Genomic DNA, 15,036 nt, shown 5'->3' on the forward strand with positions numbered 1-15,036 from the left:
GTCATTTTCCCCCTTCGCATTTATATATTATATATTCCCATGATATATAATGTAAAACAGATTTCAAATAAAAAAGAGTCTTGAGACTCTTTTTTATTATGGATAAACTTTTTGATTTTTGTAGTATACTTTTATAAGTATATCTTGCTTATATACGTCTTTCATTTGATATACTATATCAGATTTCATCTCATCTACTAAATCTCTTATTTCAGAATCATATAAATTTTTATATAAATCTACTTCAACATCTACATTATATCCACTTACAGATACGGATACTCTATCTACATCATTTCTATATCTATTTTCTAGATAAGCTTTCATTTCTGTTGCTGTTAAATAACTTCCTGAACTAGAACCTGTTCCATAGTATTGAACATCTCCTCTTTTATCAGTATAGAAATCTAGAGAAGTACTGTTAAGTCCACTGTTTACATATCCTTTTACAGAAGCATTTTTATACTCTTTTTGAATAGCATATACTATATCTTCTACTAAATCTTTTCTTTCCTTATCATATAAATCATCCCATGTACCTCTATCAGCTTTAGATACTACAACATCTACTTTTACTTCATCTTTATCCCCTTTAAGAACTATATCTAATCTTACTTTTTTGTAATCTCCATAGTCTCTTTTTAATTTTTTCTCTAAATCAGAAAGATTTCCTATTTTATCATCTTGTTCCTTAAGTTTAGCTTCTAATTCTTTAACTTTGTCTTCAAGTGTAACTATCTTTGCATCTTTTTCTTTTACATCGGCTTGTGCCTTTGTTATCTGTTGTAAAAGATAATTAATGTCTTGTTGATTTTGTCCTGACTTATCAGTAATATAAACACTATTTGGATTAGATGCAGTCCAGTCTATATTTTTGTCAAGGGCTTCTCCTAAAGCTCTAACTGGTAAATAAGTTCTATTATTTACTATAATTGGTTTTTGATCTGCTGGTAAGCTCATTGCTGCACCATTGTTGAAAATAGTCATGTTTGCAATTTTTCCAACAACATCTGTGCCAGCTGCCATAACCCCCGTAAATACAGATGTACCAAGTATTGTAGCAGCACCTAGAACAGCTACTGCTTTCTTCTTCATATTCTTCATAATATTAACCTCCCTTTTTCCTCCTGCTTTATCTCACACTATAATGATATTATAAAATAGTGCTTTTGTCAAAGACACTAAGGTTACAATAGTATTACATTTATATTACAATTCTTTATATTGAATAAGAAGAACCCCTTTGGATTTACTCCTCTGGGGTTCTTCTTTAGTTGAGATGTATTATCTCAATTTAGTTCGTTGATTATTTTACAGCAATTGTTACTGCTTCTAATGTGTTTGGAACTGTTACTACAAATACTACATTCTCTGTAGCTGAAGCTTCTGTTCCATCAGTTATAGTTACAGTAAGTTCAAATGTGAATGCTTTTGAATCTTTTGTTATATCTACTGGACTAGTTCCTGTAACTGCACCCGTATCTTCAAATGTTGGTAATGTTCCTACAGCTAGAACATGTTTAGCCCCATTTGTATGATTGCTTGGTTCAGCTATAGTATAATTAGTATCTGATACTTTAGTAACAGTTAATTTTAAATCAGCTTTAGCTTCTGCTACATTTTCCCAAGCAGTTATCATCGCTTCAGCTTCAGTTAATTTAGTTAAAACTAAGCCTGTTGCTTGTGCTGGAGTTAATTTATTGTATGCTGCTCTTGCTGCTTCTACTTGCGCTTTATCTGCTAATTTTACATTAGCTTTTGCTGGTAATGCATCTATTAACTCTTGTACTAATGTTCCTGCTAATGCATTTTCTGCATTTGTTAATGCAGTTACATTAACTGGTTTTACTAATGCTTTTTGAGCTGTTGTTAATTTATCGTAAGCTGCTCTTGCTGCTGTTACTTCAGCTTTTGTAGCTGGAGTTGAGAAAGCTTCAATTAATGCATCTACTTTCGCTGCTTCTATTTTTACAGAGTATGTGATATTAAATCTATCGCCTTTAATATCTACTTTATCTCCTTCAGTTAATCCAACAAAGTCTCCTGCTGATAATGGTTTACCATCTACTCCATTAACTATTGTATCTTTGTTTGCAGTGTATGTTTTTCCATCTACTATTATAATTGAACTAGTAGCGTTTTTATAAGTTACTATACCTGAATCTGTAGTGTCTCCTCCACCAACTACTGCATCCTTATCTCTCTTTAATGTAGCTAATAGATAGTTGTCATCTTTACCATGGTAAATAGAAACTTTATCTCCAGTTCTTAAAGAACCACCAAATGATTCAGTTTTACTATTTTCATAGTATGTTTTTCCATTACTTAGCTTAATAGTTCCATAAGCGTCAGCATCTTTAACTTCGTATATAACTTTTGAATCTTTAGCTATTACAACTTCAACTTTTGTTACTGTTCTATCTTTTTCTTCTTTTTCTTTAGTGATTTCATAGCTAATGATATCGCCAATTCTTAAGTCTTTTGGTAAATCTGTTCCTCTTGCTATTTTTATAGTTTTTTCACTTCTGTTAGCGAACTCAACATTCATTAATGTTTCTTGTCTATCATCAAATCCAACAAATTTAGCTATTTCACCTTTAACGTCAGGTTTGATATCGATTTTTGTGAATACTATTGTATGAGCTTCATTTTCTCTATTTATACCAGAAGTTCTAGTTCTAGCTATTTCTTCGTGCTCTTTACCGTTTAGAACATAAGCTTTGTCAACGTCTTTCTCTAATGCATCTTTAACGTCACCAACAGTTCTAACTTCTGCATAGTCTAAGTTTCCTTTTTCATCTTTGATTACAACAAAGATTACTGTATCATCTAGCATTCTCTTTTCAGTTTTGTCAGTAAATTTGATATATTTACTATCTACGCTATTTACTGTTTTTGATGTGTCATCAATTTTGTTTATAACTTCAAGTTCAGTTCCACTTGCTCTAACATATACAAGATCTCCAGCATTTAATTGATTTAAACCTTGGTGTCCTGTACTGTATGAGTTAACTTTTGTGCTTAATGTAGCAGTATAATCTTCTGTTTTGTTATCTGGTTTTAAGATTCTTACATCTTTACCTACAACTTTAGTTACTACTCCTACAAATTCTCCTAAATCAACTTCTGAACCAACATATTGTAATTTATTTCCTAAGTCGATTAAAGCAGTTGCTTTTTCTCCTCTGAAATCTTTTAATTGGTTATGAGCATCTCTAGCTACTAAAGTATAGAATTTTGCATCTTTTTCAAATTGGTATACTGGTTTTTTGTTATCTACTGCTGATACAGTAAATGCTTTGTCATCAATATAAACTTGAACGTCTCCATCTCTTGTTTCTGAAACTTTCTTGAATTCTCCATTAACACTTGCATCTTTTCTAACTAAGAATCCATTTTTGTGTTCATGTATAACGTCATTAGCTTCTATTTCATCAAAGCTTCCTACTGAGAATTTATCATTTTCAACAAAGATTACATTTTTGATATCTTTCTTCTCGTATACTTTTGTTCTTCCATCTCTAACATCATCGTATACTACTACTTGGTCTTTCTTTTCATTTAATTCTTTAACTGGAGCTATGTCTTCAAAATTGAAAGCATTGATTAATAATACTTTACCATTTTTAACAGTAACTCTTGCATAGTCTACTTTAAATTCTGTAGTTTCTTCTCCTCTTTTTGCATCTGGAGTAGTGTAGAATTCTTCGTATTTATATGGGTTGTTGTTGTAGTATGTTCTAAATATAGTTTCATCAGATTTGCTATATCTTTCTGGTAAATCTACAGTATATGAACCCATTTTGTTTCTAGTTGCTTTAAAAGATCCTGTTTCTACTTTGTAGCTTTCATCTACTTTAACCTCTACTACTTTACCATCTTTTGTTACTGTGAAGTCTGCTACTTTACCTAATAAGTCTTCAACATCAGCAACATCTGCTGGTACTGTTAGAGATATTTGATCTCCTTTTTCTTCTCTTGACTCTTTTACATAGTCTGCTTTTTTGATTTCTTTAATAATTTCTACTAATATTTCATCTTTATTTAATTTTTGTACTCTATGGTTTTCAAGTACTATTGCTTTGTAGATATCATATTTTCCATGTTGTTTTCCTGTAATTACATTGTAGAACATTTCAAATACGTCTTTTCTTATTGCTGCAGCATTAACATCTGTTATATTAACTCCATCAGTTACTCCTAACTCAGATGCTTTAGCTATATAAGGAGCTACCCATGATCCTGCATTTCCTCTTTCTTCAGCTGTTAGATCTCTTCCTAATGATAATCTAACTAAGATAGCTAAAACTTCTCCGTTTGTGATGTCTTTTGCTGGCATGAAGTTACCCTTTGCGTCACCAACGATTAAGTTTTTACCTGCTGCTAAGTTAGCATATCCATTAGCCCAGTGAGCTGTTGTCATATCTTTGAATCCTGAGTTAATTAATTTTAATGACTCAGCTTCTGATTCTAATCCTAGAGCTACAGCAATCATTCTAGCTGTTGATGCTCTATCAATCTTAGAGTCTAATTTTAGATCTCCGGATTGATCTCCTTTGATCATTTCCTGTTTTACTAACCAGTCGATTTTTTCGCTACCAGTTCCATCAGCGAAAACTGTACCAAAAGTTCCTAGTACCATAACTAAAGCTAGTACTAAGGATAAAATTCTTTTTGTACTCATAGTCTATTGACCTCCTTTAAAATTATAAATTTTACAAAACAGTTAAGTTTTGCATTCTATTCTAGATTATAGCATCAAAGGAAAATAAAATCAATTCCAATAATGCTAATGTAATAAATTTGTAATATAACTACTAAATCTATTACCATAACCCTTATGCTACTAGTATATACTAAGAAGTAATGTAATACAATTACAGTTGTGTTACAGTTATATTACAATTAACAATTAACATAGAACAAAGAACAATTATTAAGGGTTTAGCTATTGGGTCTTTATTGGCGACCTGTGGTCGCTTCCTTAATTGTGAATTTGTTTTAGTTATTCAGTATGTTTTCTCTAAAGTCATACATCAATCTTGTTTGTAAGTAGTTAATGAAATTAACCAATATTACTGCTGTTTCTTCCTTTGTTATATTTCTATTTGGGTAGAAGTATTGGTCGTTATCTATTATGTCTAATTGCTTTGCCATATATACATGATCTTTTGCCCATGTTGGTATGCTTGAATCATCTTGGAATCCTGTTGTATAGTTCTTAATTGGTGCTTGGTTTTGCATGCCTAATAGACGGATTAATATTGTAATTGCCTCTGCTCTTGTCAGGGCTCTATCTGGAGCAAATTTATCCTTACCTACTCCTTGCATTATATTTCTCTCTGATACTGCTTCGACATATTTGAAATTTCTATGTGTCTTAGGTACATCTATATATATAGGAAGTTTTTCTACTTTATTTCTCGAGGATCTTCTGCTGGTTTCTTCTTCTATTGGTAGTTCTATATCCATTGTACCTACCAATGCCTTAGCAAAATCTCCCCTACTCATTGGTGTACTTGGTCCTAAAGTTGTAGTATTTAGGGGTAACCCCTCCATACTTGCTATTAAAAGTATATCCTTCTCTGATGCTAATCCTCTAATATCCCTTAGTGCTGGGATATTGAGCCTTGTAATTATTGGGTTGGTATCTATTTGTGTAGAGCCATTACCTATATTTCTCCAAAGCATCTTTCCTTCTTCTGTGATTACTGGTAAATCATAATCATATTTCAATGTATTTTCATGTTTCTCTGTAAGGATATATCCTCCTTTGAAGGAGATTTGATTTGGCACATTTTCTACGTAGTTATAGTCCTTTGTTTTATTATAGGATGTCTCAACTACTGCTGTACCCTCCCATGCACCCTGACCTGTTACTTTGTTTTCGTAGTTCATTATATATTGTAATGTTTGCGTTTCTGTAGCAGACCAAGGGCTATCATAGCCTACTAAATTACCTATGGTCTGTACTATAATTTCTTCTCTGCCTTTATCTAGACGATAGGTCTTTCTAGCTGACCAGTCTCCTGCATAGAACTGTAGTAGTCCTGTATCTTGTACTACTTGTCCTTGATTCCATTGATAGTCTTCTGTCTTTACTTCATATTTCTTTTTTCCTATTTGGAATGTTTCCTTATAAGAATCTAAAGTTTTCTTTGATGTAGTTTGCTTACCATTGGTTTCAAAGGTTGTAATTAGTTTTACTGTTCTAGATAGACTTGCTCCTACCTTTTTATTGTCTAATTTATAGGTATATTGTTCTGTTTTTGTGTCACCTTTTTCTTTTATGCTGATTTTCAAAGTTCCTTCCAGTTCTATTGGTTCTCCTGTAAGGAATACTACTTCTTTATAACTGTTTTCGTTGTTGATTCCTCCCTCATAGCCTGGAATGTCTACGGCGAAGGAAGCAATTGATTGCATTAGTATTAAGATTGCTATTATATAGGAAGTAATTCGTTTCATCATTGTTCTCCTTTTTTTAGTGAATAGTGAAGAATGAATAGTGAAGAGTTCTAAGTCAAGCTTTAGAGTCTTTAGTCTTTTCAACTATTCACTTTTCACTATTAGTTATTCACTATCATGTTAATCTTCGATTAATATGATATATGTCGTACTCTTTGATGTTTGTTTTTGTTTTACTAGATAAGCCTTGCTTGTTTTTCTTATCTTGTATAACTCTTCTAATGGTATCGGTTTGTCGTTGACTAAAACTATTGCTTGGGTTAGGTCTAGAGTTTCATCTGTGCCTTTTTCCCATCTTTTTGTTAAGGTGTTGTAGTTTGTCACCTTTGTTAGTTCTATGGTTTTAGTTCCTTGGTCTATATTTTTTATTTCACCTAGTGTACTGTAATCCATTCTTACTAATTGGTTGTAACTATTAGTTTCCTGTGGTACTAAATTGATGCTTAAAACTTCTTTCCCTAGTTCCGTTTCTCTAGCTACTACATAAGCTGGTTTGTTTTTGTAATAGTCTTTTTGTATCCTATCCCTTAGGCTCCTATCCTTTATATCTATTAAATCTATATACTTAGAGTCTAGGAATGATTTAGTTGGTATATTCTTCTTTAACTCTGAGTCATATACTAATGTATCTTCTGTGAATATCATTTCTTCTGAATTTGGGTTAGATACAAATCCTGCTGTAGTAAGTATTGTTTTATCTAGTTTGAAGTTGTTGCCTAAAATTAATTTATAGTCTAGTACATCCTCTATCTTTCCTTTATAGACTAATAGTCTTGAGCCGTCTATTCTATCCTCTAATAAGGTTGTTCCTTCTATAGATACTACAGATGCTTGTTTCATCCCATTCTTAAAGTCTGATACTAGATAGATGTCCTGATATTTATTGAGGTTTAAACTATCTACTAATCTATTATCTTTAACCACTATAGTTCCATCATGGAAAAAGAACATATTTGAATCTACTATCATTTGTCCATTTCCATAGTCTATATTCTGTAATAAATCATTATACTCCATGCTAGAACCTGCTTTTATAAGCATCTTTCCTACTGATTGTTTTCCAAAGGCATTTTCATAGGCTATATAGGCTTCTAAACCTTTTCTTTTTTGGAGGTCGGATAATGTTAACTTCTTCCCTCCTTCGTATATGGAACCTGTGCCTAATTTTATTTGTGTCTTTTGTACTGTTCCAGTCCATACTCCTTGGTTCAGTACCTTTGGTTGTGAGATTATAACTTCCTTATTCCTCTCATCTACCATTTCAATTTTACCCTTTAATACTCCCTCTATATGCTTTTCTTCATCTTCTATTTTTATCTCTGATACTGTGGAAGAATAAGGATCATTGAATGTCAGTAATACCCTATCCCCTTCCTTTAACTGACGAAGCTCTGCTACCATTCCCTTTTTATATAAGGTTGTGGAAAAAGGGTCTATTTTGTATTTTTCTCTAGATTTAGTTGTTAGAATCTCTATATCTTGATTTGTGGCAAATAACACTGTACCCACTCTAAATCTTGTATTAGGTATGATATATCCATCCCTAGTAGGGTCATCTTCTTCTATTAATTGTATTTTTACTGTGTTTCTATCTCTTACTGTGGCTATAACTTCTTGCCCAAAGTACAGATCTGTTACTTTTATTTCCTTTGGTAAATCAATGGTATGTAGATTATCATCCCAATCTAGGATTGTAATCTGTCTATTCACTATATCTATGACTTCTATTGTACCGGAGATGGTTAGTTCCTTTGGGGCAGCGATTATTGGGATTGATTGAAGTAATAGAATTATTGTTAATATTAGGGTTGTTAGTTTTTTCATGACATTCTCCTTTTTAGTGAATAGTGAATGGTGAATAGTGAATAGTCTTGAGTAATGCTTTGGGGTCTATAGGTTTTTAACTATTCACTTTTCACTATTAGTTATTCACTTGTTTCGTTATTCACTATTAGTTCTATTTATCAGAAATTAGTAAATACTTACCTTTCTGATTAAATGAAACGGTTCTAGCTTCTCCCGCCTTTTCATATGTTCCTGTACTTATATTGAATACTCCTAAATATACATTTTTCGTATTTGTATATAGTAGAGTATCTAAGTCTAAGGTTAATTTTCCTGACCTTAGTAGCTTGTCTATACTTATTGTATCCTTTCCTCTTTGGAAAAGAAAGTCTATATCGTAAAGAATTGATGCTACTTTTTTTCCTCTTGGGATATTAGTCTCTCTTCCTTTTTTGATAACAATCTGTAGGTTTGAGTCCTTATCCCCTTCATCCATTGTACTTACCTTATAGGTATACATATCCTTTGGATTGATGGTCATTGTCATTGTGCCATCTTTGATATTCAATGCGGAATCAGTTCTTGCTAAAGCTAGTGGTATTTTGATTATATATTCATTTGCTCCTTTATACTTAGTTAGAGTGAAATCTATAAAACCAAGTCCATTTTTAATATCATCTGAGCCCAATGTCCTAATAACTTTATTTCCTTCTATAGTCTCTTTACCCTTTAATTCTATATTCTTTTGATCTTCTTTTAGTTTGTCTTCTTTTTCTTTTTGTTTGTAATCTTCCTGTATACTTAATGTCTTCACTGTAACTGTGGCAAAATCTATAGCTGCACCATGTTCATTTAATGCTCGTACCATAAATGTATATTCTGTATTTGGTTCTAATCCTTTTACTAGATACTCTGCTCCAGATGTTGTACCTACGAAGGTATTGACTGAGTCCTTAGTTTTTCTACCATAGATTTCATAGTCTGTTGCTCTATTTAATAAATCTGGGTCTGACTTATTCCATATTAGCATCACTGTAGATTCATATCCCGGTATACCTTCTAACACCATTGGTTTTAATGGCAATGGTTTTTCATATTTAAAGTCATTATATGGGTCTGAGATACCACCGTCTGGGTTGATGATTATTAAGCTGGTATTTTCTAAATCAGTAGCTTCAGCAAAGGTAACTTTAATTTGGTTTTCACTGACTACTTGTACCGTAGCCGCTTCCATACCTCCTATGACTGATGATTCTATATTATTTCCATCTTTATCTACTCCTGTAATACCTTGTCCCTTTAATTGCATATCTGGCTTTACATCTTTAGTCGGTATTATCTTTCCCCCTACTATTACTTTAGCACCCGGTAAGAACTGTATTCCATCTATAGTAACTACAGTCTTAGTGTCATTGGTAAATAATTTCTTAGGGCTTACATCATTTATTTTTGGCTTTGATATATAAGTGAAAATTAAATTATCCTGAGTCAAAGTGCCGTCTGGATTCTCTATAGTTACTTTAACTGGTCCAAGCCTTGGTGATGGTGGAGTTATTAGTTTTATTGTAGTATCTGTTATTTCTAGTATATCTTTAGCAGGTACTTCTACTCCCCCAAAGAATACTGATATAGTATTGTCTCCATAGCCCTCCATATTTTTTCTAAAGTCTTTTCCTTTTATAGTGACCTTAGTACCTCCTGTAGCAGGACCTTTATTTGGTTCTATATTTCCTGCACCCGGCTCTGATTCTCCTTTTATAAATTGAATATATATTGGAGCATTCCACATATTATTTGGATTATCTGATGAAACTTGAGCTCCATCTCCATTTGTTACTGTAACCCTATATAGATTTCCTACTACATTTTCATTGACTCCCGGCATTGTAAATGCTAGTTTATTTGGTGCTGCATTTAGAGTTTCTGTAATATCTTTATTTTCTATCTTTAGTATATTTCCTATTTGAATAGTTGCACCTTCTCTAAAATCTTCTCCTAGGACTGTAATATTTTGTCCACCTCTATAGTCTAGTCTTATTATTCTTGTATTTCCATCATCACCTTGCTCTGGATCTTTACCATCTCTTGTAATATTGGTTATTTTAGGCTTACTAGCTGGATTAGTATATTTATATTTCGTTGTAGCCCTTCCTCCATCTGGGTTTGTAACCTCTACCTGCACATCTCCTATTGTATGATAGGAAGGAGTTTGTAAGGATATAAGTCCTGAATTTACAAGCTTTGTTTCTGGTGAATATCCTTTTGCTACTACTAGTTTTCTATTCTTTATTTCTATCCTAATCAGTTCATACCCCGGGTGAAATTTTTTATCTGTATTTTCTAATTCCCATATAGGCAGATATATTGGCGAGCCATCATAGCCATCTATGGTAAATGTCTTTTTATATATTTCCTTGTCATATTTAGCTGTCAGTGTAATAATGGCTGATGTAATGCTTGTGTTGTTATAGTCTAGAGTAAAGTCTCCGTTCTCTAAGGTTATTTGTGCCATATTGTTGTTTATATCCTTTGTATCTCCTATTGTTCCAAACCTAACTAATGGCATATTATACTCTTTTTTCTGTCCCTTTTCCATCACATATAATCTTGTATTCTGGAAACCTGTACCTGATATTTCTACTGAGTCTTTACCTTGTTTTTTACCTATATCTCCTACTATTTTATTTATTGTTATCTTTGAGCCTTCAAAGCTTAGAACTACCTTGTTAGATGTACCAAAGTCATTGTTTACCACATATAGCTCCTGTTTACCTGCTGCTATTTGTGGTGTAATAACTCTTATATATCCATCTCCAAACTCTACTATTCTAGCTTCTATTCCACCAATTCTCACTGTTGGAAGGATTGGTGATGTTAGATATTCTGTGTAAGTCTCTACTGGTGCCAATAGTTTTTCTTTAGCTCCATCATAGTTTAGCCAACTGGTATAGGAAGTGTACTCTCCATCTCCATTTAGGTCTTCATAGAATACCTTCACTCCGTTTCTTTCTCCTTCTATCCATCCAGAATATTTTGGCGTTAGAGCCCAAGGCTCTTCAAATTTAAAGTATTTTCCTGTAATAGTTAATATCTCTTCTCCTGCTGCAGAACCTATTTGATTTTCCTTTTGAAACTCTGCCTTATCTATTACCGGTCTTGCAGATGGTGGAATTACATAGGTAAATCTTCCTAATGCAGTACCACCGTTTCCATTTTCTACAGTAACGGGTACTAGCTTTCTATCGGTTCCCTCTTCATTCATATTTCTTCTGTATGGTGGCATTGAAGTTATTATAAGTGTATCCACTCCACCTCTTATTTCTCTTTTTATACTGCTTTGAGGTACTAGTGCTCCATCTACATAAACCTTTGAATTATCTTCAAAATTCTTTCCTTCTATCAATATCTGATATCCTCCATCTATGGAGCCTATGGATGGTTTGATTTCTGTTATTTGTGGTTTTAAAGATACAGTTTCATAGTAGTAGAATAAATCCTTTGCTATCGATTTCTTTGTATCTGGATTTTCTACTGTGATTGTATATCCACTTGGTAGCTTTGATACTAATGGTGGAACTCTAAATTCTATTCTATTTTTATCTTTAACCTGTACCCTAGAACCATAGATATCTTCGCCACTAAATTTATATGGTGTCTTCATTACAAGGTCTAGAACTAAAGTACTTCCTTGAAATAGTTTAAGTCCATCTTCTGAGACATCTACTCTATATGTTTGTCCGCCTTTTTCTGCGATTAAATCACCATTTTCATATCTTATATTATATAGATTTATTATATTGTTCTCTTCTGCTCCACTTCCTCCATCTGAAAGGAAGATATTCATTCTATTATCATTATAGATAGTAAAAAATTTGTTTTGATTGTTTCTATCTACTAATATTACGCTATGAGCATAACTCGATAGTTTTGCTACGCTATGCTCTGAAGCTATTAACATTTCAGATGAATTCGTATATGGCTGCAATACAATATTTCCATTGATATCTCTATTATATTCATTGATGTCTTTCCCATCCATCAATACTCTACTACCTATTAATCTATGGATTCCCATTCCTGTAATACTTACAACTGATGGATTTGGTGCTAGGAAATTATCTCCATCTATGACAACTACAGTATCTAATGTTCCACTCTTAGGTGAGAAGCTTGTAAGGATCGGGTCTCTTTGTAATGATTTTACAAAGGTGAAATCCTTTACTGCTATACCGCCGTCTGGATTCATGACCATTATTTTAGTTGGTCCATCTATTATTTGTGGAAACTTAGGTGCATTAAATTTCAATATTGTATTTAATCCTGATGGATCTAGTTCCTGCTTTACTCCTGTAACCTCAACTCCCCCTAAGAATACTCTTGCGCCTTGTTGGAAGTTTGAACCAGTGACTATTATTTCTTCTCCTGAATCTATTGCTACTACATTTGGTGTTACTGTATCTATAGTAGGTGAAGGATTGTCTTTTAAATCTATAAACATGACTGCTACGTTGTCGTTGCTAACAGGTTCCCCTGGCTTTTGACTTCCTAATACTGGGTTCATTACATATACTGGTTTAGGTATTGGCTGAGACCTATCTGTAGTAACAGAATCTGTTGGTAGGTTTATATCTGCATTTTTAGGTAGATTTATTATTATTTTATTTCCTACATCTTTACCTATGGTACCGTCTATTATATTACCCTTAGAATCTAGGATTGTAATATTTGCTCCAGATATAGTTTCCCATTTATTATTTTTGTAGATCTCTACTTGTCCCTCTTTTTCTGGACTCATTCTAAGGACTATACCATCATCGCTGTTTTCTAGATTTGCTCCTATACCTACTATCGGATAATTTGTCACATCTTTACCAGTTGTATTATCTCTAGATCTTAATACTTTGAAGTTTTGACCTTCAATAGTTATTACCATATCTTCCTTTAATCCATATCCAATTCCTCTTTGAACTACTTGAATTTGTTCTGGTATTATTTTAGTTATGCTAGGTCTTGTATGGCTAGGTATTATGGTGTATTTAATATTATCATTTGTTACTATATTTACAATTGTACGTGTACCTTCATCTGTTTCTATTTCTGTTTGTATTATTACAATAACATTTACTTGTTTTTCGGCATTTACGTTACTTGAAGGAACTCTAACAGATAAACTGTCATATACCTCATCAAAGGAATATACTGGCTTATCATTTACTGTATGGGGAGTTGTCCTATCTCCTACATATACTGCTATATATCTGTTTATTGAATGTACTTTGCTATTATTATAAGTTGTTGATCCACCTACATCATATTTAATGTGGAAAACCTTGTCCTGTCTATTATCAGTATCTATACCTTCTGATCCTATAATATCGCCTATTACATTGTCTAAAATTTTATCTTCTATAAGGACTTCATTATGTTTTACTCCTTGAATATTATCAAAGCCATCTATAAAATCTACTTCGTCAAACTTTTTACCTCCTATTCTAACTACCTCACCTGTATCTGGTCCCTTTGCTGGGGTTATGCTGGTGATTACTGGAGATTTATCCGCTCCTATAACGAAGTATTTGTTCTTCACTGCTTTTCTCTCTAAAACCTGAGCATCTATATTTCCTTTAGGATCTTTTACTCTATTGGTTACTTGAACCTCATAGGATTTACTGTCTTGTATCCCCTTTGGAATTTTTATTTTCATTACCTTTCTATTCTGTGAATAGGATATTATTTCAGCCATATTATTTACTGAATATTTATCAGTAGTATCTGTAAGGAAAAATACAGAGTATTCCCCTACTCCATCCTTTACATTAAATTGTCCGTTATTAGCTCTAATATATGCAACGCTTTCCTTTTCTCCCATTTCTGGTATGATCTCTAAATAATCACCTGGCTGGTCACCTAATTCCTTTAATGTCCCCATCAACTTAAATGCATTAGGGTATGTTACATTCTGTATAATTTCCCCACCTTGAGAGTGAGAACCTCTAACTTCAAAGTTAATAGTTTTATATCCAGGATTTCCAGTCATTAGTGGCTGTGAAAATTCAGTCGCACTATTTGGAACTATTTGTCCTAAACCTTCTATAGTCATTGTACTTCCATATGCATTTAGATTTTCCCCTTCAAATCTAAGGTTTTCACCTAATAGTACATCATAGGTCTGCATTTTTGTTATTTTAGGTGTAGGATTTAGTGTAGGTCCTGATATATTTATTATTTGTCCACCTATATATATTTGGTTAATTCTTATATTATCCTTTGGTCGTAATTCAAAGCTTGGATATATTAATTTATCCACGTTATTATCATCTATAGTTATTCTTCCTATAGTATGCTCAGTTCCCTTTGAATCTCTGACTTTTATGTCATAAGTCCCCTTAGTATCTATTCTTGCAGTAATATAGAAAGAAATCTTATCTAGCTGAGTTTCATCTCGTTCTTTATAGGTATAGTTTATTGTCATCTGCGGAATCACAACACCAGATTGTGCAAATGCAATTATTTCTCCGATTGGGATCAGGGGAAGTAGTATTGATATTAACAATATCAGGGATACTATTTTTTTAAATTTTGTCATGAAATCACTCCTTAGACTTATGTACTGGCGTACTTATACTCATTAATTCTTATCGGCAAATATAGACAATTTCTTGAGGTTATTATGAAGAAAAATACATTTTCTGCCGATAAAGATAGTGAATAGTGAATAACTAATAGTGAATAGTTAAAAAGACCCCGAAGCCTTACTCAAAACTATTCACTATTCACTTTTAACTA

5 protein-coding genes are annotated in these 15,036 nt (G+C 32.7%); all 5 read right to left on the reverse strand.

Features of this window, described 5'->3' with window-relative positions; all coding sequences use genetic code 11:
* Positions 1–96: 96 nt before the first annotated feature.
* On the reverse strand, positions 97–1,104 hold the full coding sequence (locus RDK80_RS02845) for a stalk domain-containing protein (protein WP_308523408.1): 1,008 nt from the start codon (positions 1,102–1,104) through the stop codon (positions 97–99).
* Positions 1,105–1,306: 202 nt separating this feature from the next.
* Positions 1,307–4,684, reverse strand: a complete 3,378-nt coding sequence (locus RDK80_RS02850) for an S-layer homology domain-containing protein (protein ID WP_308523409.1) — start codon at positions 4,682–4,684, stop codon at positions 1,307–1,309.
* A gap of 317 nt (positions 4,685–5,001) precedes the next feature.
* Positions 5,002–6,465, reverse strand: a complete 1,464-nt coding sequence (locus RDK80_RS02855; RefSeq protein WP_308523410.1) for an S-layer homology domain-containing protein — start codon at positions 6,463–6,465, stop codon at positions 5,002–5,004.
* 120 nt (positions 6,466–6,585) lie between these two features.
* Positions 6,586–8,289, reverse strand: a complete 1,704-nt coding sequence (locus RDK80_RS02860; RefSeq protein WP_308523411.1) for a hypothetical protein — start codon at positions 8,287–8,289, stop codon at positions 6,586–6,588.
* Between the two features lie 133 nt (positions 8,290–8,422).
* Entirely contained in the window at positions 8,423–14,836 is a 6,414-nt protein-coding gene (locus RDK80_RS02865; protein ID WP_308523412.1) for an IPT/TIG domain-containing protein, read from the reverse strand.
* Between the last annotated feature and the right edge of the window lie 200 nt (positions 14,837–15,036).

It is taken from the genome of uncultured Tissierella sp. (assembly GCF_902479755.1).
Lineage (GTDB): Bacteria > Bacillota > Clostridia > Tissierellales > Tissierellaceae > Tissierella > Tissierella carlieri.

Excerpts from the sequence above, each read along its gene's own strand:
- RDK80_RS02845 (WP_308523408.1), bottom strand. The coding sequence starts at position 1,104 with ATGAAGAATATGAAGAAGAAAGCAGTAGCTGTTCTAGGTGCTGCTACA.
- RDK80_RS02850 (WP_308523409.1), bottom strand. The coding sequence starts at position 4,684 with ATGAGTACAAAAAGAATTTTATCCTTAGTACTAGCTTTAGTTATGGTA.
- RDK80_RS02855 (WP_308523410.1), bottom strand. The coding sequence starts at position 6,465 with ATGAAACGAATTACTTCCTATATAATAGCAATCTTAATACTAATGCAA.
- RDK80_RS02860 (WP_308523411.1), bottom strand. The coding sequence starts at position 8,289 with ATGAAAAAACTAACAACCCTAATATTAACAATAATTCTATTACTTCAA.
- RDK80_RS02865 (WP_308523412.1), bottom strand. The coding sequence starts at position 14,836 with ATGACAAAATTTAAAAAAATAGTATCCCTGATATTGTTAATATCAATA.